The organism is Dyadobacter sp. NIV53 (genome assembly GCF_019711195.1).
Classification (GTDB): Bacteria; Bacteroidota; Bacteroidia; order Cytophagales; family Spirosomataceae; genus Dyadobacter.
Map to the genome: position 1 here is coordinate 1,855,878 of NZ_CP081299.1, position 25,694 is coordinate 1,881,571.

General features: G+C 45.6%; 16 protein-coding genes. 8 read left to right on the top strand and 8 right to left on the bottom strand.

From position 1 onward, the window contains the following. Positions 1-64 precede the first annotated feature (64 nt). The 5 genes from KZC02_RS07610 to KZC02_RS07630 all read left to right on the top strand — a co-directional run bounded on the left by KZC02_RS07610 (position 65) and on the right by KZC02_RS07630 (position 4,175). Positions 65-1,057, top strand: a complete 993-nt coding sequence (locus KZC02_RS07610; protein ID WP_221393547.1) for an efflux RND transporter periplasmic adaptor subunit — start codon at positions 65-67, stop codon at positions 1,055-1,057. Further along, entirely contained in the window at positions 1,054-2,313 is a 1,260-nt protein-coding gene (locus KZC02_RS07615) for an FtsX-like permease family protein (protein ID WP_221393548.1), read from the top strand. Before KZC02_RS07610 ends, KZC02_RS07615 begins: the two co-directional genes overlap by 4 nt. After that, the gene (locus tag KZC02_RS07620) at positions 2,313-3,020 is read left to right on the top strand and encodes an ABC transporter ATP-binding protein (protein WP_221393549.1); all 708 of its coding nucleotides are present in this window, start codon (positions 2,313-2,315) and stop codon (positions 3,018-3,020) included. Before KZC02_RS07615 ends, KZC02_RS07620 begins: the two co-directional genes overlap by 1 nt. A 4-nt stretch (positions 3,021-3,024) precedes the next feature. Next, positions 3,025-3,597 carry an NAD(P)H-dependent oxidoreductase gene (locus KZC02_RS07625; protein WP_221393550.1) on the top strand — a complete coding sequence of 191 codons (573 nt, stop codon included), beginning with the start codon at positions 3,025-3,027 and terminating at the stop codon, positions 3,595-3,597. A gap of 107 nt (positions 3,598-3,704) precedes the next feature. Then, entirely contained in the window at positions 3,705-4,175 is a 471-nt protein-coding gene (locus KZC02_RS07630) for an Hsp20/alpha crystallin family protein (RefSeq protein WP_221393551.1), read from the top strand. 80 nt (positions 4,176-4,255) lie between these two features. Here KZC02_RS07630 and KZC02_RS07635 read toward each other — a convergent pair whose 3' ends face one another. After that, a complete protein-coding gene (locus KZC02_RS07635; RefSeq protein WP_221393552.1) occupies positions 4,256-4,717 on the bottom strand; it encodes a DUF1801 domain-containing protein in 462 nt (153 codons plus the stop codon). 90 nt (positions 4,718-4,807) lie between these two features. Here KZC02_RS07635 and KZC02_RS07640 point away from each other — a divergent pair, with 90 nt between their 5' ends. Continuing rightward, positions 4,808-5,140 (top strand): hypothetical protein, encoded by a 333-nt coding sequence (locus tag KZC02_RS07640; protein WP_221393553.1) that lies wholly within the window; start codon positions 4,808-4,810, stop codon positions 5,138-5,140. Positions 5,141-5,163: 23 nt separating this feature from the next. After that, positions 5,164-7,671, top strand: a complete 2,508-nt coding sequence (locus KZC02_RS07645; RefSeq protein WP_221393554.1) for a cation-translocating P-type ATPase — start codon at positions 5,164-5,166, stop codon at positions 7,669-7,671. A gap of 1,329 nt (positions 7,672-9,000) precedes the next feature. Here the strand turns inward: KZC02_RS07645 and KZC02_RS07650 are convergent. From KZC02_RS07650 to KZC02_RS32465, 7 genes are all read right to left on the bottom strand, one after another. After that, positions 9,001-12,510: a DNRLRE domain-containing protein gene (locus tag KZC02_RS07650; RefSeq protein ID WP_221393555.1), complete on the bottom strand. Its 3,510-nt coding sequence runs from the start codon at positions 12,508-12,510 to the stop codon at positions 9,001-9,003. 99 nt (positions 12,511-12,609) lie between these two features. Continuing rightward, the gene (locus KZC02_RS07655) at positions 12,610-16,119 is read right to left on the bottom strand and encodes a DNRLRE domain-containing protein (RefSeq protein WP_221393556.1); all 3,510 of its coding nucleotides are present in this window, start codon (positions 16,117-16,119) and stop codon (positions 12,610-12,612) included. A 99-nt stretch (positions 16,120-16,218) separates the two neighbouring features. Further along, positions 16,219-19,722, bottom strand: coding sequence for a DNRLRE domain-containing protein (locus tag KZC02_RS07660; protein WP_221393557.1), 3,504 nt, complete (start codon positions 19,720-19,722; stop codon positions 16,219-16,221). A 101-nt stretch (positions 19,723-19,823) separates the two neighbouring features. Then, positions 19,824-23,336 carry a DNRLRE domain-containing protein gene (locus KZC02_RS07665; RefSeq protein ID WP_221393558.1) on the bottom strand — a complete coding sequence of 1,171 codons (3,513 nt, stop codon included), beginning with the start codon at positions 23,334-23,336 and terminating at the stop codon, positions 19,824-19,826. A gap of 54 nt (positions 23,337-23,390) precedes the next feature. Then, positions 23,391-23,684, bottom strand: coding sequence for a universal stress protein (locus KZC02_RS07670; RefSeq protein ID WP_221393559.1), 294 nt, complete (start codon positions 23,682-23,684; stop codon positions 23,391-23,393). Beyond that, entirely contained in the window at positions 23,662-24,015 is a 354-nt protein-coding gene (locus tag KZC02_RS07675; RefSeq protein WP_221393560.1) for a universal stress protein, read from the bottom strand. The genes KZC02_RS07670 and KZC02_RS07675 overlap by 23 nt, the downstream gene beginning before the upstream one ends. A 29-nt stretch (positions 24,016-24,044) precedes the next feature. Then, positions 24,045-24,236, bottom strand: coding sequence for a universal stress protein (locus KZC02_RS32465; RefSeq protein ID WP_221393561.1), 192 nt, complete (start codon positions 24,234-24,236; stop codon positions 24,045-24,047). A gap of 1,129 nt (positions 24,237-25,365) precedes the next feature. Here KZC02_RS32465 and KZC02_RS07685 point away from each other — a divergent pair. Continuing rightward, positions 25,366-25,692 carry a helix-turn-helix transcriptional regulator gene (locus KZC02_RS07685; protein ID WP_221393562.1) on the top strand — a complete coding sequence of 109 codons (327 nt, stop codon included), beginning with the start codon at positions 25,366-25,368 and terminating at the stop codon, positions 25,690-25,692. Positions 25,693-25,694 lie beyond the last annotated feature (2 nt).

The following is a 25,694-nucleotide window of genomic DNA, read 5'->3' on the forward strand; positions in this document are numbered from 1 at the left end:
TATTCTTACCGGGTCATGCGTTTCGTGTCGCAAAACTGAGGAAACAACCCGGCCAATAACAGGAATGATAACCGAGTCTGTGTACGCTTCGGGCGTTATAAAAGGTGAGAACCAGTATCAGGTGTATTCGACGGTAAACGGACTTGTGGACAAAGTTCTGGTCTCTGAGGGAGATTTGGTAAAAAAGGGAACTCCCGTTATCCAGCTTGTGAGCAGTATAGCAAGAATGAACGCGGAAAATGCGGGCATTACTGCCACCTATTCTTCGGTTTCTTCAAATGCCGAACGGCTTAACGAGCTTGAAAACAACATTTCGTTTGCCCGGCTAAAATTAGAAAACGACGCTTCGCTTCTCGAAAGACAGAAAAATCTTTGGGCACAAAAAATAGGCACACGTATTGCGTTTGAACAACGTGAGCTTGAATACCGCAACTCGTTGAATGCTTATGAAACGGCAAAACTACGACACGCCGAAACGCTGAAGCAACTGCGCTTTCAGGAACAGCAGTCCCGAAAGAATCTCCAGATCGTTCAGACGTCTGCCAATGACTATATTATTAAAAGTGAGGGAGACGGCCAAGTCTACGACATTCTGAAAAAAGCGGGAGAAATGGTGACGCCTCAGACGGCAGTTGCCATAATAGGCGATGCAGACAGATTTCTGATAGAACTGCAAATAGACGAGTACGACATCGCCAAGGTGAAAACCGGACAAAAAATCATGGTTAATATGGATAGTTATCGTGGCAAAACATTTGAAGCGAAAGTCACCAGGATTATACCGTATATGAACGAACGTTCGAAGTCCTTTACTATCGAAGCCGTGTTTGTGAAAGCGCCACCAACCCTTTATGCAAATCTGACTTGCGAAGCAAATATTGTTATAAGCCAAAAGGACAAGGCGCTCACCATTCCAAGAGATTACCTGCTGGACGGCGATTATGTGCTTTTGCAAAAGGATAAAAAACAAAAGGTATCGACCGGATTAATGGACTACAAACGCGTTGAAATTCTGGGAGGTTTAAAAGGGAACGAAAATTTGATAAAACCGCAATGACAGCCAAACTGGTATTTGAGATTTCTCGGGCTTTGCTCATCGCCAGGTGGAAACAAACGCTCGTTGCAGCGGTGGGAGTTACATTCAGCATTGCCATGTTCATTTCTTTGCTGGGTTTTATGACAGGGCTTAATGTACTGCTTGACGGACTGATATTAAACAGAGTACCTCATATCCGGCTATACAATGCCATCAGGCCCAATCCAGAACAACCTGTTATGCGTGACGACGCCTACAAAAATGCCTATCATTTTATCAGCTCTGTTAAAGCAGTGAACGGCAGGCAGGAAATCCGCAACAGCACCGCCATCATTGACTATCTTAAAAGTAACAACAACGTTATCGGTGTTACACCACGAATAACAACGCAGGTCTTTTTCAATGATGGAAATATTGATCTGAACGGAATGGTACAAGGCATTGATCCCGAGCAAGAAAACAGACTTTTTCACTTTGATGACTACATCATTGCAGGTAGCGGATCGGATCTTGCCAAAATTCCTAACAGCATCATTTTGGGCAAAACGCTCGCAGACCTTCTACTAGCCGATGTAGGGGAAGTGATCCAGCTAACGACAACGAAAGGTGAGATTTTCCAGCTGAAAGTGGTCGGTCTGTTTCAATCGGGAATTCAGGAATATGATAAAGTCCAAAGTTACGCTTCAATCAGTTTGGTGCAGAAACTGCTGGGAAAAACGGGTAGCTATGTTACAGATATACAGATCAAACTGACAAACATCAGTGACGCTCCGGCTACGGCCAAAAGCTATGCAAGAATTTTCAATACAGATGCAGAAGACATTCAGACCGCCAATGCGCAATTCGAAACAGGCAGCTTCATCCGGACCTTAATTTCCTACGCGGTCGGCATCACGGTCCTGATAGTGGCCGGATTCGGCATTTACAATATTCTCAACATGATGATCTATGAAAAAATGGACACCATCGCGATACTCAAAGCGACTGGTTTCTCAGGAAAAGACGTTCAAAAAATATTCCTGCTCATTGCACTTGTCATCGGGTTTTTCGGCGGAATTGTGGGATTACTGCTGGGTTTCGGACTTTCACTGATCATCGATCAGATCCCTTTTGTAACCCCTTCCCTACCCACCATTACCACTTATCCGGTTAACTACGATCCATGGTTTTACGGCATCGGGATTGCTTTTTCATTGGTTACCACTTTTATGGCAGGCTGGTTCCCGTCAAGGAAAGCCAGTAAAGTGGATCCGGTCGCTATTATCAGAGGGAAATAATGGGAAAGATCATTCTCGAGGCGCGACATATCAACAAGGATTTCAACGATCCGATACGTGTGCGGATTCTTTCCGACATCAGCTTTTCGATCACAGAAGGCGAGTTCGTTTCAGTTACGGGAAAATCGGGTTGCGGTAAATCGACCTTGCTCTATATTCTTTCAACAATGGATACCGATTACGAAGGGGAACTTTGGATTGACGGTGAATCCATGACAAGTAGAAAAGAGGAACAGCTCGCCAGGATACGGAATGAAAAAATTGGTTTCGTTTTCCAGTTTCATTATTTGTTAAAAGAATTTACGGTGCTGCAAAATGTGATGTTACCGGGTTTGAAGCTTAACAAATTCTCTGCCATTCAAATAGAACATCATGCGATGGACAAGTTAAAAATGCTTGGAATCGGGCACCTTGCACTGAAAAATGCCAATCAGATATCGGGCGGGGAAAAGCAGCGTGTTGCCATTGCGAGAGCATTAATAAATGACCCAATGATGATCATGGGCGACGAACCGACTGGAAATCTCGATAAAAAGAACAGTGAAATCGTGTTCGATACTTTCAAAAGACTGGCCGAAGAGTTCAACCAAACCATGCTTATTGTAACGCACGACGTAAATTTTGCCCAAAAAACGCACCGGAATATCGAAATGGAGGACGGCAGGATTATTCAGGATAAGCAGCTGGAAAAACTTTTAAAAGATTAAGGAAATGAAAATATACATTCTTCTTGCGCATCCCGATAAGGAAAGCTTTAACGGTCAAATCGCAGACAGCTATTTACAGCAAGCGCTCAAAAAAGGGCATGACGTAAGGATTCAGAGACTGGGAGATATGCAATTCGATCCCATACTTTGGAAGGGATACAAAGTTCCGCAAGATTTAGAACCGGATCTGGTGCTTGCCCAGGAAAATATACTTTGGTGTCAGAAATGGGTCATCATATATCCGATGTGGTGGGGATCTGTTCCCGCACTATTTAAGGGCTTTCTGGATCGCACGCTCAGTTCCGGATTTGCTTTTAAGTACCACGAAAATGATCCGTTTTGGGACAAACTGCTAAAAGGCAGAGCAGGCGAACTTATCGTAACGTCGGATTCGCCCTGGTGGTGGATTTGGCTGCAATACCGCAATAGCGATATCAATTCCATTAAGCGCGCGACGCTGCAATTTTGTGGCATTACGCCAGTCAAGACCACACGAATACCAAACATCCGTTTTTTGAAAGACGCCGACCGTCAAAAAATGCTGGCCAAAATCATTAGTGCTATTCCGTCTGCTTGAATCTGATCAGAATCATTCAGGATTATGCGTGGCATCATTCCCGGAGAGTCGTTCACCGGCTAATTTTAGAATGTTAAAAATTAATCTTTCACCTAAACAACAACGCTATGTCACTTGTAAAAAGAAACGGAAGCTTGTTTCCAAGACTCCTTTTAAATGACTTTTTCGATAACAACGCACTGACTACTCCATCGATGTTTAATCTGGATGACACATTTCAAAGGTTAGGTTATGCAGCCAAAGTGCCATCAGTGAACATCACAGAAAACAATGAGGAATATTCAATCCAGCTGGCGGCTCCGGGTTTGGAGAAAAAGGACTTCAAGATTGAAGTAGAGAACGACATGCTAACGATCAGCTCCCAAAAAGAACAGGAAACAAATGAAGAAAAAGACAATTATCGCAGAAGAGAATTTTCTTACCAAAGCTTTTCCCGCTCGTTTCAATTGCCGCAGAATTCGCAAACTGATAAAATTGATGCGCATTATCAGGAAGGCCTTCCTAAATTGACACTTCCCAAAAAAGAGTTGATGTTTTTTGAAACAATCATAACCTGTGGGTCGGCTTATCATTTTTAGAGTAAAAGTGGCCACAGATGGAAAGTTAAGTTGCAAAGTCTGCATCCTGATTTCAAGGTCGGACAAAGTCAAAAAATTTACTACGACCTGTTTTTAACTACACTTTCATAAAGATTAATCCATTCTGAAGGTGTCATTTTCGAGGCAAGTTTTCCAATGAATTCCAAAGGAATATTGTCAATTTTTTTAAAACGAATGCAACTTTTACCCATATCCAGTTTGGTTTTGGAATAACCAGGATATTCACTTATAAACCACTTCAACAGTTCGGTATCAGCATACAAACCCATATGGTACATAGCGATAAAATTTTTCTGAGAAATCACGCTTATAAATGGCAATGGCGACGTGGGATTACAATGATACCCGTCAGGATAAACGGTATGCGGAACGACGTAAGCCAAACTTTCCCCGCTTATAACCTCGCTGAATCCTGGCGGCAAATGATGAAGCAAAACATTTCGCAATTCGGTTACAGGCTTCCTTCTTTCAAGTGGAAGAGAATCAAGATAGTGATGAAACGGGTCTAGTTCTGACGTCATAACAAATTGAAAGTTTGATGTTTACTAAAATAGGGAGTTTTAGCTTTTCAACAAATACAAGACTTGAGGTAATTTATTTCACACCAAACCATGACCGCGGAAACAACACTTAAAGCGATAAAAGCCATTCACACGATGATATGGTTGTTCTTCAATGTCGTTATTTTTTATATGCTTTACGCTGTGGTTTCAGGAAAGATTGACATCTGGCTTTGGGTAGGATTTGGACTTGTATTTTTAGAAGGATTAACCTTACTAATTTTCAAGTGGTATTGTCCGCTGACACTGCTGGCTAAAAGATATTCGACTTCAGACAAAGACAATTTCGACATTTACCTTCCAAACTGGCTGGCAAAAAACACTAAAACCATCTACACAAGTTTGTTTGTTATCATCGTGATCATCACAATTGTCCGGCTTTGAAATACATAAATTGCTGATCTCATATGCAGACTAATCAAACAAAGATTCACAGCGGTCTGACAGATCAGCAAGTAACAGCGGCCAGAAACCGCTTTGGAAAAAATCAGGTTGAAGGTAAAAATAGAGACGGTATCCTTGGCACCATTATCGACTTGATAAAAGAACCGATGCTTATCTTGCTCGTTGTTGCAGCGGGCATTTATTTCATAACCGGTTCCCAGGGAGAAGGTGTTTTCATGCTTGGCGCCATCGTGCTGATCTCCGCCATTTCCATTTATCAGGAAAACAAAAGCCGCAACGCGCTCGCCGAACTGAAAACACTGACTCAACCGAAATGCCAGGTGATACGAGGTGGTCTTCTGGTAGAAATTTTGCTTGAAGACCTTGTTGTGGGCGACGTGCTGATTCTGGAAGAAGGAGACAAAATCCCAGCCGACGGAATCATTCTCGAATCACACGATTTTTCAGTCAACGAATCCATCCTGACGGGCGAATCCCTTTCACTGCCAAAAAGTGAAAACGACGAAGATAATAACATATATCAGGGAACACTTGTGGCTTCGGGAAGGGCAGTTTGCGAAGTAACGCGAACAGGATCCAAAACCAGACTGGCTCAAATCGGAGAGAGCCTTGATTCTATCGATCTGGAAAAAAGTCCGCTACAAATTCAGATTTCCAGTTTTGTTAGGAATATGGCCATTGTCGGAGCGGTCGTATTTCTCATCGTTTGGGGTATTAATTTTTTCCGTTCAGGAAATTTTGTAGACAGCCTTCTAAAAGCGCTCACATTGGCAATGAGCATATTACCGGAAGAAATTCCCGTGGCTTTTACCACATTCATGGCACTTGGCGCGTGGCGGCTGATGAAAATGGGAATCATCGTAAAGCGCACCCAAACGATTGAAACCCTTGGAAGTGCAACGGTTATTTGTACGGATAAAACAGGCACGATTACGCAAAACAACATGTCTCTGGCTGCATTATATGTTGGAGCAAGTAACACCATAATGAAGCCGGATGGGAACATATCAGACGATGCAGAAAAACTATTGTCTTACGCCATGTGGTCCAGCGAGCCGGTTCCATTTGATCCTATGGAAAAAGCTTTACACAAGGCCTATACAAAATTTGCGCCTCTTGATGAACGCCCGGAATTCCAGCTAATCCATGAGTATCCGCTGGAAGGAAAACCACCGATGATGACGCATGTTTTTGCCTCTAAAAATGAAAGAATAATAGCTGCAAAAGGAGCGTCGGAAGCGATTATGTCGGTATCGACGATGACTGAATCTGAGAAAAATTTTGTTCAAAATGCCATTGACACCTTTACCAAAGACGGCTACCGGGTATTGGGCGTGGCTGAAAGTACGTTTTCAAACGAGACTTTCCCGGATAAGCAACAGCAACTTCCGTTTCATTTTCTGGGACTGGTCGCATTTTACGATCCTCCGAAATCAAACATCAAATCAGTACTGGAATCCTTTTACCAGGCGGGGATTAACGTTAAAATCATTACCGGCGATAACGCTGCAACGACGCAAAACATTGCAAGGCAGGTAGGTTTCAAGGGTTCAGACCAAGTTTTGAACGGTGAAGATCTTGTGAAGCTCGATCAAAAAACTTTGCAGGAAAAAGTAAGCCAGGTTCAGATTTTTGCAAGAATGTTCCCCGAAGCGAAACTCCGTGTCATAAAAGCCCTCAAAGCAAATGGTGAAATCGTGGGCATGATCGGCGACGGGGTGAACGATGGTCCGGCATTGAAAGCGGCACATATCGGAATAGCCATGGGCAGGAAAGGAACGGAAATAGCCAAGCAGGCATCTTCACTCATTCTGGCAGACGATGACCTGGCGCTAATGATCGATGCAGTGGCGATGGGCAGAAAAATTTACACCAACCTCAAAAACGCGATCAGGTATATTATCTCCATCCACATCCCGATTATTCTGACTGTTTTTATTCCGTTGGTACTGGGTTGGAAATACCCGAATATTTTCACACCCGTCCATATCATATTTTTCGAATTGATTATGGGTCCGACGTGCTCTATTATATATGAAAATGAACCGGTACAGAGCAATCTGCTGCTACAAAAACCCAGGCGGTTCACTTCTTCATTTTTTAGCGTCAACGAGCTCTTTGTCAGTATTCTACAAGGCTTGGTAATTACAGCAGGAATGCTGTTTATCTATCAGTATGGCGTTGCAAATTCCTATAATGAACCACTTATCAGAGCCATGGTTTTCATTGGCCTGTTATCCGCAAATGTATCCCTAACACTCGTTAACCGCTCATTTCACGACTCGTTAATTACAACCTTGGCATATAAAAATAATCTGGTTTTACTCATCATTTCAATCACTGTTCTGTTATCTGCATTCATATTTTTGATACCTCAGGCAGCACAATTTTTCAGGCTTGAAACACCGGATTTTAACCAGCTCTTTTTAAGTTTTTTTATAGGAATGGGATCTACGATCTGGTTTGAAGGGGTAAAATTTTATACCAGGAGCGGGCCAATTAAGTCTTGATGCCACTGCCTTCACAACGAAACAGACAGGTATTTTTCATTCCAGAAATATATACAGTACGTGCACAAATGATAAAATGTAGCGTTTTACCTGCTCCTAAAAAAATGATAAAGTCAAAATCGATTGCACGTATTGTCGGGCCTACTCTCACAGTGATGGTGATATCGGAAATGAAAGTCTGGAATCCTGACCTTTACAACTCCCAGATCGCACCGCTAGTTTACCTTTCGGGTGTCCTTATTTTTATCGCCGGCCTATCTATTGTTAGCACGCATAACATTTGGGTTGTTGACTGGCGAATTTGTCTAACCTGCATAGGATGGCTTGCTGTAATCTTAGGACTTATTCGTATGTTTTTTCCACAGTATTGTTTACAGAGCTTTCAAAATGGACTTTCTGCATCAATTATCGAAATCTTACTTATCCTTACGGGCATTTTTTTAACATATAAAGCTTATTGGTCTGAGAAGAATTAATGTGTATCGTTTTTGTAGTTGCTTACATCGGTATACCTTCAAATTTGTGTTATTTCATTATTTGAAGATGATTTTTTAATATTCTTATTGAAATATGCATCTATCAAAAATCAGTTTATATGGGTAAGGCAAAGCCGAAAAAATCCTTTTCATCAGGTTTGCAAATATGCCTGTGCAGCGGCCTTCTGTTTCAATTACCAAAAAGTCTTTTGACGCAGAACTAATTTTCTACTTAATTCCGTGCTGTTACTACCATTTTTGCAAGCCGAATCATAGTAAACGATGAAGAACGCTTTTAAAAGAGGCACCTTACTTTTGTGAAAAAGAGTACCTGCCGTTGGTGATTCCAGGTATTTGCAACTTATACACTGCCGGTCATACTTACTGATACCCGCTCAATGTTTTTCGTGTCCACACTTAGGGCATTTATAGCCTTTCCACCATTTCAAATTGGTCAAATATGCACGCCCGGCGGCGGCCTACATTTATCCTCGTCGGAGAATTGGGTCTGAAACTTAAATAACGGTAAGCTTTTGAATATATTTTCTATATAAAATGCTTATTATCAACCAATTTAAGCATTTTTATGCATTTAGCAAGTTCCTAATTCAATTAATATTTTCAGGCAATAAGCAGAAGAATATGGCCATAGACTACTAATTGTAATGCATGATCCGGGTTTTGCAACTAAAAAAACACCTAAACGTAATAGAGGAAGACGGACAAATCATTAACGATAGAGTTTCAGATCTTCAAACAATTAGAAATATATAACGATACAAATTCAACAGAGTAAAAAAACAGGTCGTTTTGCTATTTAATAACGACCTGTTTTTTATTCCAGAGTGCTTATCTACTCTGTAATCAGCAGTTTGAAGAACTCATTCCAGACAGCTGAACGGATATTCAGGATGTACATGCCCTGCGGCAGATGCAGTTGCATCAGGTCTGCTTGCAATACCATCCTTTCCCTGAAAGCACCGAGCGGATAGCTCCTTCCTGACAAATTCGTCAGCTGAAGGTCTACCGCCCCCTGATGGTTAGGTGAAATCTGCACTGTCAGCTGCCCACTGGACGGGTTAGGATAAACTACCGAAGGTGCGGCATTGTCGGCAAGTACTTTTTTATCCGGCAGTCCTGTCCGTGCAGCAGTCGGTGCTGCCGGAACTATTATCAGCTCAGGTGGGTTTGCTGTATTTTCCCGGCTGTTAAAGCTCAGCCGGCTATTCTGATTAGTAGGATTGACCACTAAAAAGCTTACAGTGCCATCACCTGATGCCTGCGAACGTACAAAAGAAGTTACATCAATTTCGTAATACTTAATACTGCTGTTCACATTCACGCTACCCAGGATGCTGCCGGAAGCGGCAGGAGCATTGACCCAGGTAATACCCGTCTCAGTCCAGCTGTCATTGTCCATACCATAAGCAACCATGTTCACACTGGTATTATCCTGGATGTTGGAGCCGTAAAGCCTTAGTTTCGCAGAGCCAACAGGTGGAATACCGGTCAGCCGGAATCTCAGGTATGTTTTGCGCTGGTAACTGGGCAGGCTCCCAGCCTTCACTTCCAGCGTACTGGAAGTCCCGTAATTGACGACATCATTGGGAACATTACGTACGGTCGCATCAGCCACGGGATTTACGTTTATATGTGTTGAAACTACTTCAATGGCGGCAATTATGGGGTTGTCTGCTGCTCCGGATAAAAAGTTGATATCCAGTATCCCGTCACTGACATCAACAGTAAATGATTCTATCCTGGCACGTGATGCGCCGCCCGCTTCTGCAAAAATGTTGTAATCTGTGAGCTTGCGGCTACCCTCGATATCGACATGGAACCGGCGTTTATCAGATCCGCCGGCACCGCCTCTGCCGGGCACACCCCAGTATATCTCTGCAAAATGAAGTACCACTTCCGTACTGCCGTTATGGACCGGGATATGGTAGCTGAAAGATTGCCCCCAGCGCTGGTCCCTGTAAAGCCCATCGTCCAATGTCCCGGCAATTTCACCAGTGATTGCCGACGTGCGGCTAATACCATCATAGTTCTGGTCTTTGATAAATAACTGATCCTGGGAACTGGTAAAATCTTCGCCCCCGCAGTTGATCCGAAACGTGAGCGGCCGGACAACCGGCACATCTGACAGGCCAAAGCCGCAACTGCCCGCAAACCCATTCCGAAAAACAGCCGTATAACTAAAGTCCTGGTTCAGCTCCGAGCTGCTTACAGCTTCGGCAACAGACGTAGAAGGCAGATTGTCTGCACCGATCCCGCCCCGGCTGCGGCCCATAGATCCCACTTTGGAAAGTCCTGCCAGTTCAGCTGAGGTGTAATACAGGGTAAGCTCATACTCTCCTTCCGGATCGTCCCGGGAAGGGGTGACCTTGAAGGTTTTGTTGGAAATATGGTAAGGGCTGAACCAGTCTGTCTGACCTGCCCCTGCACGGTCGATGGACACTGCTGTACAGCCGTAATCATGGCTGGTCAGGTTTTTGATCCTGGCTATCAGCTTTTCGCTGACCGGATCATAGAAATAAGCCGTTGCGTTCGGGCCCAGCTGCTGCGTATCGGTCGTGACAGCTGCTGCCGCCTCGCTGGTCACCGTGCCTGTTACCAGCACATTGTCGATCGCCCACGAGCCAGTATATAAGGCTTTGAGCCGGAACCTGAGCTTCATGCTGCGGCTGGCGTAAGCGGCCGGGATCGAAATCTGTCTCCGGTAGGAACTATTTTCTGGGTTCCCAGGACCTGACTGCGAGGTCAGTGTCAGGACATTGTGCCACTGCTTTCCGTCCCATACGTCAAGGTATCCGCGGCCGTTCCAGGCATTGGGATCAAAGGCCTCATTATAGGCCAGGCTGATGGTCGACATGCCAAAGGAATCAAATACGGGTGATTCAACCGCCTTTTCCAGCGTATCTATCGGGCCCTCTTCCCCCCAGAAATCCCAGTAAGCCCATAAAAATGGCGTATTATCACCCAACCCATAATACCATAAGTTGTTATTTATTCTCCAATGATGTACAGAATCTTCACTGGGAGACCGGCTCCAGTTAGGAGGCAGCGGCGGGCCTCCTAGTGGTCGAGCAAATGCCAGTCTGTACTGGTTGAAACCTTCGGAGAACAGCACGGTATCTCTGACACCAGGCGTAAAGTCATCGTCACGGATCAACACCGTATGCTGCTGGTTGTAGTTCTCCCGGAAGGCGTTGCCGCCGGAAGCACTGCTTAAAGTATAGCCCAGCGTGATCGTTTCATTGCCTTCCACGTATGCATCGTTGTTGATGCGCACTTTAACATCCTGCGAAGGTTTGCCTGCTTCCAAAGTGAAGCTTGCTGGGGTGATGCTGTAATCGTCTCTGCTGCCGCGCGTAGCCGTCCCGGCTGTCGTCATTGTAATGGTTACCGGCTGGGAAGGCGCGGCATTGATTTTAACTGTAACGGTTTTCTCTGCATACTTTATACATACTTTCGGTTCAGGCCTGGCAATGTCCGCTTCTCTCTCACTGACAATGGTTGAATCCAGAGCGAACTGCACCGAAGGAGCAACCGCACAGGTATATACGCGCACATCGTCAATATACCAGCCCTGACGCCCCTTACAGCCCTCGTCCGTGCCCATCTCCCAGCGCAGCCGGATCGTCTGGCCGGCTTTCAGTCCGAGTGCTGACAGGTCAATGCGGCTTTGGCCCCAGCCACTGCCGGTGCTTTCACGGTGCGGGTTGGTAAAAACAGGCTGCGTAAATAAGGGATTCACGACAAACTCGTCTATCATGATGTTCATGATGTAGCCGTTATCCGTAAAGGCAGATGCCGGCAGCAGCTTCCAGTCGCCGTTATTGATCTGGTATTTTAGGTTGCCCCCATCAGTATTGCTTTCCAGGTCAAAGAAATGTTCAAAGGCCATCAGAAAAGTACCTTGTGCTGCCGGCGGTATTGTAATGGCAGGACTGGTAAGCCTCATTGCACCCGCTGACCAAGCAAAGTCACTGCACGCTTCTCTTGTCGGGTTGACTGCAAATGCCGCCTTGCCCGTTCTTGCCGGAACAGTAGAACTAACGACCCAGTCCCGGGGCAGCCAATGATCCCCACTTACCGGACCATTACTTACATTGGAGACAGTCCATGCACCCAGACCGGATTCGAAGTTCTCATAAAAAATAGCATGTTCGGAGGATGCACCATAGCAGAGCGGGGGTACCGGCTGAAAAACAGGAGCGGCAACAGCTTGGACAGACAAAACAGGGGCATTCTGGGCAAAACATGTCGCACCGGCAAGGAAAAGAAAAATAAACGGTTTGAGTACGTCTTTCAGCTGATACGCCGAAATAACGGAGAAAAAAGTAACATTTTCCATCATTGTGCAGTTTATGGTAAATAATTCAAAATGGAAGAAATAAAAGCTTGATCATATCCGACATTGCTGCATCAATTTATTGCTGCGGTTATGCTATACCAATCACTCCGCTATCAGCAGTTTTACGGCTTCGTCCAGTGTAACCGAATGGATATTGAGGGTATATATACCTGGCGGAAGACGCAGCAGGGACATATCTGCCTGTAGTATATTTTCTTCACCAACAGCACTGACAGAATAAGTATTGCCCGAAAGGCTTGTCAGCCGAAGGCTTACTTTGCCCTGATGGCGGGCAGAGACTTCAACCGTCAGCTGCTTGGAAACCGGGTTAGGGTAAACGGTGGAAGACCCCGGGACTTCTGCAGCCACCTGCTCTTGCTGACCAATCCTTGCAGCGGGTGCCGGTGTAGGCAATATCACCAGCTCGGGCGGGTTTACCGCATTTTGGCGGCTGTTAAAGCTCAGCAGGCTGTTTTGTCCGGTTGGGTTGGTCAAAAGAAAATTCACCGTACCGTCACCGGCCAGCTGCGACTGCACATAAGAGGTCACATCAATCTCATAGTATTTGACTGTATTGTTCACACTGACCGAGCCCAAAGCGCTGCCGGAACCTGCCGGGGCATTCGCCCACGTAATGCCCGTTTCACTCCAGTCGTCATTCTCTACACCGTAAGCGGCCATACTGACACTGGTACTGTTCTGGATGTTTGATCCGTATAAACGGAGTTTCGCCGAACCTGCCTGCGTGATGCCGGAAAGCGGGAATTTTAGGTACGTTTTGCGTTGGTAGCTCGGCAGGCTGCCTGCCTTGACTTCCAGCGTGCCGGCAGTGCCGTAATTGGTGGTATTGTTTGGCACATTGCGCACCGTGGCATCAGCAACCGGGTTCCGGGTTAGCTGTGTGGGCAATACTTCTATGGCTGCAACAATCGGGTTGTCAGCTGCTCCGGATAGAAAGTCAATATTTAATGTCCCGTCACTTACATCAACGGTAAAAATTTCGGTCCTGGCACGCAGCGCTCCACCGGTTTTGGTGAAAATATCATAGTCGGTCAGCTTGCGGCTGCCTTCTATATTGACATGGAATTTGCGTTTACCCGCTCCGGCCACACCGCCCCGGCTGACAATACCCCAGTAAGTTTCAGCAAAATAAAGCACGACTTGCATTTGCCCATTGCTGACAGGGATGCTGTAATTGAAAGAAGACCCGTAACGCTGGTTTAGATAAAGTCCGTCATCGTCCGTATTGAGAATATCCACACTGGTAATGACAGAATTCCGGTTAACACCGCTATAAAACTGGTCAGCCGAAAACCACCGTCCGCCAGATGCTTCAAATGCGGGCCCGGCCGAGTTGAGCCTGATTGCTTCCGGCCGAAGCGGCGGTGCGTCCGAGAGGCCAAAGCCGGAAGTGCCCGAAAACCCGTTATGGAAAACCGCACTGAATGCGAAGCTGGAATTCAGCGGTAAGCTGCTCACAGCTTCGGCCACCGAAGTGGAAGGCAAGTTTTCCACGCCAATGCCGCCCTGGCTGCGTCCCATTGATAACACCTCGGCAAAACCTGAGAGCTCAGTGCCCGTATAATACAGCGTCATTTCATACTTACCGGCAGGATCATCATAGGCAGGTGTTATCTTAAAGGTTTTTTCCGAGATATGGTGGCCACCAAACCACTCTGTCTGATGCGGACCGGCCCGGTCAATGGATACTGCAGTGCATCCGTAATCATGGCTGGTCAGGTTTTTGATGCTGGCTATGAGTTTTTCAGTGGCCGGGTCGTAGAAATAAGCTGTTGCATTCGGGCCCAGCTGCTGGGTATCGGTTGTCGCCGTCATTGCCGCCTCACTGGTAACTGTGCCTGTCACCAGCACATTGTCAATCGACCAGCCACCGAAAAGTAACAACCCGTCAGTATATAAAGCTTTGACACGGAACCTGAGCTTCATGCTCCGGCTGGCATAATCGGCAGGGATTGTGACCTGCCTGCGAAATGATTCATACCATGGAGGTCCAGGGTTTGTTGATCCGCTCACTGTATGTATCGTATGCCAATGTGCCCCGTCCCACACATCTATATGTCCTCCATCCTTCATAATCAGGTCAAGGTTTTCATTATAGGCCAGGGTGATGGCCGACATGCCGAAAGAGTCAAACACAGGGCTTTCCACTATTTTTTCCAGCGTATCCGCATTCATAACTATATCCTCCAGCTGAACCCCGATAACCCATAAAAAGGGGGTATTATCGCCCATACCATAATAATATAACATATTATTTAAAATCCAGTTGCTGCCCGAACCGTCTTTGGGGTCCCAGTTCCAGCCCGGTGGAAGAGCAGGTGCATCTTCTTGCAGCCTGTATTCGTTGAAACTTTCGGAGAACAATACCGTATTTCTGACACCGGGTACAAAATCATCGTCCTGAATCAGCACGGTATGCTGCTGGTTATAATTCTCCCGAAAGGCATTTCCACCGGCCGGGCTGCTCAAAGTGTAAGCCAAAGTAATTGTTTCATTGCCTTCCACATAAGCATCGTTGTTGATACGTACCTTTACATCCTGGGTGAGTTTGCCCTCCTGCAGAGTGAAGCTTGCCGGGGTAATCGTGTAATCCGTGGTTCTGCCGCGTGTGGCGGTCCCTGCTGTCGTAAGTGTAACAGTAACCGGCTGGGAAGGGGCGGCATTAATTCTGACCGTAACGGTCTTTTCTGCATACTTTATGCAGGCATCCGGTGCAGGTCTGGCAATATTTGCTTTTCCTTCATTGGCAATAGTCGAATCCAGTGCGAACTGTACAGTCGGGGCAACCGAGCACGTATATACGCGTACATCGTCCACATACCATCCCAACGTGCCTCTGCATCCTTCATCCGAACCCATGTCCCAGCGCAAGCGGAGCGACTGTCCAGCTTTAAGTCCCAAAGCTGTCAGATCAATACGACTCTGGCCCCATGTATTATTACTGGAACCAGTAAAAACCGGCTGACCAAATAACTGGTTTCGGTTAAATTCACTGCTCATGATATTCATAATATAGCCGTTGTCTGTAAAGGCGGAATCAGGTACCAGCTTCCAATCCCCGCTATTAATCTGGTATTTCAGGTTGCCTCCATCTACGTTACTTTCCAGGTCATAAAAGTGGTCAAAGGTCAAAGTGAAAGGTCCGGACACACCGGCAGGTATGGCTATGACAGGGCTGGTTAAATACATCACCATGGGTCCCCAGAGATCATAACAGTCTTCTGAAGGAGGATTAACAGCAAATACCGCCTTACCTGTTCGTCCGGCAGGAATATTTGACGAAACTACCCAGTCCCTGGGCAACCAGGGTTCTTCAAATCCTCCGTTTGGCCTGGGGGCATTGGAAACGGTCCATGCGCCTAAACCGGATTCAAAGTTTTCATAAAAAATAGCATGTTCGGCGGATGCGCCATAGCAAAGAGGGGGAACCGGCTGGAAGACAGATTCCGCAGCGGTTCTGGCGGAGCTCAAAGAAACAGAAGCAATCTGTGCAAAACAGGTGGCGCAGGCAAGAAAAAAGAAAATTAAAGGTTTTAGCGCCTTCTTCAACCAATGCGCCGGAAGTGAAGCGATAAAAGTGATATTTTTCATCTTTGAGCAGTTTATGATAAATATTCCAGAAGGAAAAAATTACAAGCATAAAAGTATCCGGCATGAGCACGAATAAACGTCTGCTGCCATGCCGGATACTCACTCGGTAACCATCAGTTTTACGGCTTCCTCCAGTGCAGCCGAATGGATGCCAAGGATATATATACCCGCAGGCAAGTTCAGCGGGGACAGGTCTGTCTGCACGACAGCTTTATCCCCAACAGTAGCGAGCGGATAAGTCCTGCCTGACAAACTTGTCAGCTGAAGGCTTACCTTGCCCTGATGACGGGCGGAGACTTCTACCATTAGCTGCTTTGAGGCCGGATTAGGATATACTTTGGAGGCGCCGGGCTCCATTATCACCACTTCTTCAGATAACCCGATCCGTGCAGCGGCTGGCGGAGCAGATCTGATCACCAGCTGCGGCTGTTTCGAAATCACGTTTTCACGGCTGTTAAAGCTCAGCTGGCTATTCTGATTACCTGGATTGGCTAATAAAAAGCTTACAATACCATCACCCGAAAGCTGAGACTTCACGTAAGACGTTACATCGATCTCATAATATTTAAGCGTTTTATTTACACTGACCTGACCCACGGCGTTGCCCGAGCTCGCAGGGGCATTCGCCCAGGTAATGCCTGTTTCGCTCCAGTCGTCATTATCCACACCATAAGCGGCCATAATGACATCGGTGATGTTCTGGATGTTAGACCCGTAAAGCTGCAGTTTGGCCGAACCCACCTGTGCGATGCCGGTTAGCGGGAATTTCAGGTACATTTTGCGCTGGTAGCTTGGCAGGCTGCCGGCTTTAATTTCCAGCGTGCCGGCAGTCCCATAATTGACAGAGTCATTGGGGACATTGCGAACTGTCGCATCTGCCACCGGATCCAGGATTAGCTGTGTAGGCAGTACCTCTATAGCTGCAATAATCGGGTTGTCTGCTGCACCTGAAAGAAAGTCGATATTCAACGTACCGTCACTAACATCAACGGCAAATGTTTCAGTCTTTGCACGTAACGCACCGCCCGTCCTGGTAAAAATATCATAATCCGTCAGCTTGCGGTCGGCTTCCATATTGACATGGAACTGACGTTTGCCTGTACCTGCAGCACCACCTCTGCCGGGCACACCCCAATAGGTTTCAGCAAAATGTAGTATCACCTTCATTGGCCCATTGCTGACAGGGATACTGTAACTAAAGGAAGACCCATAACGCTGATTTAGATAAAGCCCATCGTCTTCTGTATTAAGTATATCTACATTGGCAATAACAGAATTCCTGTTATTGCTGCTATAATAATACTGATCCACAGAGAAACGTCGTCCATCAGATGCTTCAAATGCGGGCCCGGCCGAGTTGAGCCTGATTGCTGCCGGCCGAAGCGGAGGTGCGTCCGAGAGGCCAAATCCGGATGTGCCTAAAAACCCGTTATGGAAAACAGCGCTAAAACCGAAGCTCAAATTCAGCGGCGAGCTGCTCACAGTTTCGGCAACAGAAGTGGATGGCAGGTTATCTGTATTAATGCCACCCGGGCTTTGACCTATTGATTTAATATCGGTACCGTTAAAGTTAGGAAGTTCAGAGTTTTTGTAATACAACGTAAGCTCATATAATCCATTTGGATCATCACTCGACGGAGTCACTTTAAATGTTTTTTTTGTGATATGATAAAAGGTGTCAAACCAGTCCGTTTCATCTGTACCCGCCCTGTCAATAGACATGGTCGTACAGCCGTAGTCATGGCTGGTCAGGTTCTTAATTCTGGCCATCAGCTTTTCGCTGACCGGATCATAAAAATAGGCTGTTGCGTTCGGGCCAAGCTGCTGCACGTCAGAAGTAACGGCCGTCGCCGCATCGCTGACAACAGTACCTGTGACCTTGACATTGTCAATCGCCCAGGCACCCCGCGACGGGGTGAGCCAGAACCTTATCTTCATGGCCCGGTTGGCATAAGCAGCCGGAATATAAATGTTCCTTATGGTAGAATCATAGTATGGATAATCCGGGTTTGTTGATGCGATTTGCGTGAGCACATTATGCCACTGCGTCCCGTCCCATACATCTACCTTTCCCCAGCTGTTTTGACCCTGATAAAAGGTTTCATCATAGGAAAGGTTGATAGCAGACATGCCAAAGGAATCAAAAGAAGGCGACTCTATTATTTTATCGCTTGCATTACCTGGATCAAATTCCCAGTTTGCAAAAAGAAATGGAGAAAAATCTTGCATTGTATATAAGGTCAGGGCATAATAAACCCGCCAGTCCGATGAAGTTCCGGTGGGGTTAACTGCTGTCCATCCCTTAGGTAAAAAATTTCTGTCAGGATTCTGCTCTAGCCAATGTTCATTAAACTGTTCAGAAAACAGTATTGTATTTCTGATGCCTGGTGTAAAATCATCATCCTCAATTAGTACCGTATGCTGCTGGTTATTGTACTCCCGAAATGCATTTCCTCCTGCAGGGCTGCTCAAAGTATAACCTAGCGAGATCGTCTCATTGCCTTCTACATACGAATCGTTGTTGATACGTACCTTGACGTCCTGAGAAAGTTTGCCTTCCTGAAGGGTAAAACTGGCTGGGGTAATGGTGTAATCGGCTGTAGCCCCCCTTGTAGCTGTCCCGTCCGTGGTTAGTGTAATGGTAACTGGCTGGGACGGGGCAGCATTGATTTTGACCTTAATGGTTTTTTCGGCATATCTCAGACACGCATCCGGAACCGGTCTGGCCGTACCCGCTTCGCCCTCACCAACAATAGTCGAATCCAGGGCAAACTGCACAGTTGGAGCAACGGAACAGGTATATATGCGTACATTATCAATGTACCAGCCCTGCCGCCCTTCGCAGCCTTCATCCGTACCCATCTCCCAGCGCAAGCGGAGCGTCTGGCCGGCTTTCAGTCCCAGTGCGGACAGATCAATTCGACTCTGGCCCCAGCCACTGCCATTGCTTTCCTGGTCAGGGTTGGTAAAAACGGGCTGGCCAAATAAAAAATTACGCGAAGTCTCATTATAATCTATCTTCATGACATATCCGTTGTCTGTAAAGACAGATGCCGGTACCAAACTCCATTCCCCATTGCCTATCTGGTATTTAAGGTTTCCACCATCGACATTGCTTTTCAAGTCAAAGAAATGATCAAAGGCCATCAATAAAACGCCCTGGACTGTTTCAGGGATAGTAATGGCGGGACTGGTAAGTCGCATAATACCCTGGCCTGAGTGCATGTCAGCACATTCCTCGCTCGTAGGGTTAACTGCAAATGCAGCTTTACCCGTCCTTCCGGCAGGGATACTGTCCGTAACAACCCAGTCACGGGGTTTCCACAGATTGGCATCGTTCTGCGGAGGGTAGCCATAATTGAAAACGGCCCATTGCCCCAGGCCTGATTCAAAATTTTCAAAAAAAATAGCCTGCTGTGCTGATGCACCATAGCAAAGCGGAGAAACTGGCTGAAAGGAGAAATCCTTAGTAGTTGCAACTGTCCTTACCTGAGAAGAATCATTTTGTGCAAAACAGAAGGTACACGCTACGTTTGCGAGGATAAAAATCCTGACAAATTGAATTAAAACAGTCGTTGAAAAGATAAAAGTAACATTTTTCATCGGTCAGCAGATTATGATAAATATTCTGATATGGAAAATTTGCAAGCATAAAATCATCCGGCATTGCAGCAGGTAATATAACCGCGGCAATGCCGGACAACTCACTCGGTAATCAGCAGTTTAACACCTTCGTCCTGCGCAGCAGAATGGATATTAAGTATATATATGCCCGGCGGAAGATGAAGCGGAGAAAGATCTGCCCGAAGTATATTTTCTTCAACAACAGCATTGACAGGATAGGAATTGCCTGACAAACCTGTTAGACAAAGGCTTACTTTACCATGGTGGAGCACCGAAACTTCTACTGTCAGCTGCTTTGAGGCAGGATTAGGATAAACCATCGAAGATACCAATCCATCTGCCACCACTTTATCTTCCTGTATTCCCGTCCGTGCAGCAGGTGCCGCTACCGGAAGTATGACCAGCTCAGGCGGATTTACTGTATTTTCACGGCTGTTAAAGCTCAGCAGACTGTTCTGGCTGGTGGCGTTGGTCAATAAAAAACTAACCGTTCGGTCACCTGCCAGCTGTGACTGTACAAAAGATGTCACATCTATTTCGTAATATTTAGCCGTATTGTCTGCATTGAACTGGCCCAGATTGCTGCCTGATCCTGCGGGTGCATTTGCCCAGGTAATGGCTGTCTCACTCCAGTCATCGTTTTCTACACCAAAAACTGCTACATTTACTTTGTTTGTATTCTGTACATTATGCCCGTATAGACGCAGTTTGGCAGAACCCACCGGCATGATACCGGCCAGTGGAAACTTCAAATACGTTTTGCGCTGGTAGCTAGGCAGACTTCCAGCCTTAACTTCCAGCGTGCTGGCAGCTCCATAGTTGAAAGATTCATTAGGGATGTTGCGCACTGTAGCATCGGCAACTGGATTCTCATTTAACTGCATAGAAACCACTTCTATGGCCGCAATGATCGGGTTATCGGCAGCACCTGAAAAGAAATCAATATCAAGTGCTCCGTCACTTACATCAACAGTAAAAGTTTCGGTTCTGGCTCTAAGAGCTCCTCCGCTTGAACTGTATATATCGTAATTTGTCAGCTTGGGGCTATCCTCTATATTGACATTAAACTGGCGCCTTCCTTTTCCTTGCCTCCCTGACAAGCCCCAATAAATCTCAGCAAAATGTAAAACCACTTTCATTCTTCCATTATGGACGGGAATCCGGTAACTGAAAGCATAATCCCAGATCACACCGGGTCCCCAACGCTGGCTGCGGTACAACCCGTCATCAACTGTACCAGCAATATCCCCTTTGATCACCGTTGTATGCGGGTCTCGATCATTGAAGTAATAATAGTGCTGGTCTTTTACAAACAAGCGGTTTTGGGAATCTGTGAAATCCTGACCTCCACAGTTGATCCGTAGTGTGACTGGCCGGAAAATCAGCGTATCTGAAAGGCCAAAACCTGAACCGCCATAAAACCCTTTATTGAATACAGCTGTAAAACTATAATCAGAATTCATAGGCTTACCGCTTACAGCTTCTGTAATGGAATTCGAAGGCAGGCTTCCAGCACCGATACCTCCCCGGCTTCGGCCCATTGATGCCACTTTGGCAAGGCCTGAAAGTTCAGCTTCCGTATAATAAAGTGTCATTTCATATACACCTTCCGGATCGTCGTTGGCAGGCGATACCTCAAATGTTTTTTCAGAAATATGGTAACCATTAAACCAGTTTTTCAAATGTTTGCCAGCCCTGTTAATGGATACGGTCGTGCAGCCATAGTCATGGCCGGTCAGGTTTTTAATTCTGGCAATCAGCTTACCACTAGCTGGGTCATAAAAATAAGCTGTTGCGTTCGGACCCAGCTGCTGCCAGTCAGACGTAACATCCGTTGCCGCTTCGCTGGTCAAAGTTCCTGTAACCAACACATTGTCGATTGACCAGGAGCCGGCATACAAGGCTTTTAACCGAAACCTGAGCTTCATGCTGTGGCTGGCATAAGCGGCGGGAATAGAAACTTCTCTTTTATACGACTCATAAGAGGGATATCCATTGCCCGACTGCGAGGTCAGTGTCATCACGTTGTGCCACTCCTTGCCGTCCCAAACATCAAGGTAACCGCTGCCGTTCCAGGCATAAGGATCGAAGGTCTCATCATAGGCAAGGTTGATGGCAGACATGCCGAAAGAATCGAACACAGGGGTTTCTACTGTTTTCTCAAGGGTATCCAAATGGGTTTGATCTCCCCAGAAGTTCCAGTAGGCCCAAAGAAACGGTGTGTTATCGCCCATACCAACAGCCCATAACTGGTTGTTAATTATCCAGTTATAGTCAGAATCATTCTCCGGGACCCAGTTCCAACCCTGGGGAATAGGCCGTCCTGGTTGTTCAGGTCCATTGAAATCTTCAGAGAATAATTTAATGCTTCTGGCTCCCGGTGTAAAATCATCGTCCTGGATCAGCACCGTATGCTGCTGGTTGTAATTCTCCCGCAGTGCATTGCCTCCTGCCGGACTGCTCAAAGTATAACCCAATGTAATTGTCTCATTCCCCTCCACATATGCATCGTTATTAATGCGCACTTTGATGTCCTCTGAGAGTTTGCCTTCTTCCAGTGTAAAACTGGCCGGCGTAATGGTGTAATCGGCCTTGCTGCCGCGTGTGGCTGTACCAGCTGTTGTCAGCGTCACAGTAACCGGCTGGGATGGCGGCGCATTGATTTTGACTGTAATTGTTTTTTCTGCATAATGAATGCACCTTTCCCATCCCGATCTGGCGATATTCGCTTCTTTCTCATTGACAGTGGAAGAATCCAAAGCAAACTGCACAGAAGGAACAACCGAACATGTATATACGCGCACATCATCTACAAACCAGCCTTGTCTTCCTTTACAACCTTCATCAGTTCCCATATCCCAGCGGAACCGGATCGTCTGGCCGGCATCCAGCCCTAGTGCAGTCAGGTTGATCCGGCTCTGGCCCCAGCCGCTGCCTTCACCTTCCGGGTTGGTAAAAGCAGGCTGTCCAAATAAGGGGTTCAGGTTAAACTCATCGCTCATGATACTCATGATATATCCATTGTCGGTAAAGGCTGAGGCTGGCAACAGATTCCAGCCTCCGTTATTGATCTGGTATTTCAGGTTGCCTCCATCTACATTACTTTGAAGGTCATAAAAGTGCTCAAAGGCCAAAGTGAAAGGACCGGACGCACCGGCAGGAATGGCAATGACAGGACTGGTTAAATACATCACAACTGGCCCGCGGCGGGTGCCGCAGTTTTCTGATGCAGGGTTTACAGCAAACGCTGCTTTACCTGTCCTTCCGGCAGGGATAATGTCGGTAACTACCCAGTTACGGGTCAGCCACGGATCTTCATTCCCTCCGTTAGGCCTGGTGGCATTAGATACTGTCCATGCACCAAGCCCGGATTCAAAATCTTCGTAAAAAATGGCATGTTCGGCAGATGCACCGAAGCAAAGCGGAGGAACCGGCTGGAAGAAAGGATTGGCGGCAACCCTTAGTTTAATTAAAGTAGCAGGACCACTCTGGGCAAAACAGGCTGTTCCAGTAAGAAAAGAGAATATTAGCCAGTTGGATATGTGCCTCAACCGAAATAGTAAAAAGACGGAGAAAAAAGTAGAATTTTCCATTGTTAAGCGGTTTTAATGAAATACTATTTCTGATAAATGGTATACGATTAAATATTAATCCTGATGACCGGTCACATAGGTCCATATCGGTTCATAAGCGTGGTTGGTAACATCTTCTGCTATGCTTCCCACAAACAAATGGGTAAGTCCCTGATGGCCTTCGGTAGACATGGCAATCATGCAGTGGTCAAATTCAGATGCAAATTTTAAAATCCCTTGCTGAATATTCGGATTCTGACGAACATTAACCGTGAATTTATCCAGCTGATAAAATTTTGCAAGATTATCCAGTGCAATTCTCGTTTCATCGTCAGCAGTCGTTTCATCAGAAGTCTGAATAAAAAGCAAATGTACCGTTGCCCCGAAAATTGCCTGGAAGCGTTTTTAGCTTCCCGATCAGCACACTTTGTTTTAAATCAAGACTGGTCGGGAATATAATGTCCTTTATTCTGGAAACCGGCATGGCCTGATGAATCGTAAAAACCGGAACGGGTGCAGTACGGACAATTTTTTCAGTATTTGACCCGATGAGCAGTTCTCTAAGGCTCGCAGCACCTTTAGTTCCCATTACCACCAGGTCAATATTATTTTCTTCTATCGTTTTTAATATCGTCTGGTGCAGTTCACCCTGCTCAATCAAAAGCTTTACCGGAACGCTTTGCGGATAGTCCTGAATCAAAGCATTAAAATCATTTTTTGTATCTTCTGTCAGATCTGCCAGTGTGGCTCCAGGGTCAACATAATAAGGCTGCGCATAGATACTGCTGTCAAAAAAAGTGTCAGGTCAACTACATGTAAAACGATCAGTTCTCCATCGTTCGCAGAAGCAATATCCCAGGCAAATTTGTAAGCCTGCATGGCTTCATCTGAAAAATCACAGGGTACCAGTATCTTTTTCATGATCATTGAAATTTTATAGTCGACAATACTGTAATAGTATATTCAATTTAATACACTAAATTACTTGTAATAAAATCATAATATAATGATAGTCTTTGCTCAAAAAAATGACTTTTGTCATAAGACACAATTCTGTTTGATGGACTTTTAAAGCAGGTAAATAACATACCAACAACGCATTCAATAATTCCAGGCATCGATTGATAAAGTCAATTGTATTTAAGCAGGTAATCATTTCATGGCGGGTTTTATCAAGTAGACTTACAGTCTTCGCATGGTTGTAAATGTCGCAACTACAAAAACTAGGTAACGCTTTTATTCTTTTGAGTGGGGACTACTTATAAGAATGCAGGTAACGACTTAATGAAAAAGTAGTGAAAGGAGAAACTTATACTCAGCTGGTGTTTTCACGGGTTATCTTCGTGTTTTTATTTCCACGCGTTGAAAATAGTCTCTATTTCCCCGGGTTTCAGCATTAGGGGACGAATGGAAGTAGGGACAATTATTATGTTTTATATTCTGCTTACCATCAGCGGAAGGCTGATAATGGTAGGGTTAGCACACAATTAATAGCTCATCACAAGCATGAACTTGTTTGTACAGCTGTTCTTAATTTTTTTTATAGAGCTTCAAAAAAAGTCATGCAGATTAACAAAAAGCATACCGATTGATGTAGCGTTAACGGTCATTCCAAATGCCGTAATGGTCCAAATGAAAATTGCATAAATACAATGGATTGTAATATCATACCACTAGCCATTTTATCAAAACGAATCAGTTTGTTAACAAGAGTTTTGTTTAAATTAACGTGTGTACTCTCGTATTAAGTGTAATTTAAAATTGCCTCCTAAACAGGAAAAGGCTTTTTGATCATAAATATCATAAACTTATGGAGTACAGAAATACCACCGATTTTTACGAGCATCAAATGCGATAGAGAAATCTATTAAGACAGGTAGCTACATATTTATACGCGATCTCTGTGCCAGTATTACTAGCCAAAAACGTACAAATGGTGTTCGATAGCGAACATCAGGGATCTATAAATCAGCATTTGCAAGCCATCAATGTTATGGCATTATATTTGTTTAACAAACAACAATGATATAAATCTTCAAGCAAAGGTTAAATGGCAAGAGCTTATCTGGGAGAATTTGAGGAGCTCGTTCTCCTGACTGTTGCAGTGCTTGATTCAGACGCGTACGGCGTAACCATTGCAGCTGAACTAAACCGGCGAACCGAAAGACCTGTAAGCTTAGGCGGAGTCCACGTAGCACTATATAGGTTAGAAGAAAAAGCTTTTGTCAGTTCGGAGTTAGGTAACCCCACAGCCGCCCGTGGGGGAAGGCGAAAGCGCATATTTACTGTCACTACACTTGGCAAACACATGTTATCGGATATGCGTGAGCTTAGAAATCAACTCTGGGAGTCAATCCCTTTACCATTTATTTCTTGATC

Coding starts and splice junctions, on each gene's coding strand:
- KZC02_RS07655 (WP_221393556.1), bottom strand. CDS start 16,119: ATGAAAAATATCACTTTTATCGCTTCACTTCCGGCGCATTGGTTGAAG.
- KZC02_RS07645 (WP_221393554.1), top strand. CDS start 5,164: ATGCAGACTAATCAAACAAAGATTCACAGCGGTCTGACAGATCAGCAA.
- KZC02_RS07610 (WP_221393547.1), top strand. CDS start 65: ATGATAACCGAGTCTGTGTACGCTTCGGGCGTTATAAAAGGTGAGAAC.
- KZC02_RS07620 (WP_221393549.1), top strand. CDS start 2,313: ATGGGAAAGATCATTCTCGAGGCGCGACATATCAACAAGGATTTCAAC.
- KZC02_RS07635 (WP_221393552.1), bottom strand. CDS start 4,717: ATGACGTCAGAACTAGACCCGTTTCATCACTATCTTGATTCTCTTCCA.
- KZC02_RS07665 (WP_221393558.1), bottom strand. CDS start 23,336: ATGGAAAATTCTACTTTTTTCTCCGTCTTTTTACTATTTCGGTTGAGG.
- KZC02_RS07640 (WP_221393553.1), top strand. CDS start 4,808: ATGACCGCGGAAACAACACTTAAAGCGATAAAAGCCATTCACACGATG.
- KZC02_RS32465 (WP_221393561.1), bottom strand. CDS start 24,236: ATGAAAAAGATACTGGTACCCTGTGATTTTTCAGATGAAGCCATGCAG.
- KZC02_RS07625 (WP_221393550.1), top strand. CDS start 3,025: ATGAAAATATACATTCTTCTTGCGCATCCCGATAAGGAAAGCTTTAAC.
- KZC02_RS07660 (WP_221393557.1), bottom strand. CDS start 19,722: ATGAAAAATGTTACTTTTATCTTTTCAACGACTGTTTTAATTCAATTT.
- KZC02_RS07685 (WP_221393562.1), top strand. CDS start 25,366: ATGGCAAGAGCTTATCTGGGAGAATTTGAGGAGCTCGTTCTCCTGACT.
- KZC02_RS07650 (WP_221393555.1), bottom strand. CDS start 12,510: ATGATGGAAAATGTTACTTTTTTCTCCGTTATTTCGGCGTATCAGCTG.
- KZC02_RS07615 (WP_221393548.1), top strand. CDS start 1,054: ATGACAGCCAAACTGGTATTTGAGATTTCTCGGGCTTTGCTCATCGCC.
- KZC02_RS07630 (WP_221393551.1), top strand. CDS start 3,705: ATGTCACTTGTAAAAAGAAACGGAAGCTTGTTTCCAAGACTCCTTTTA.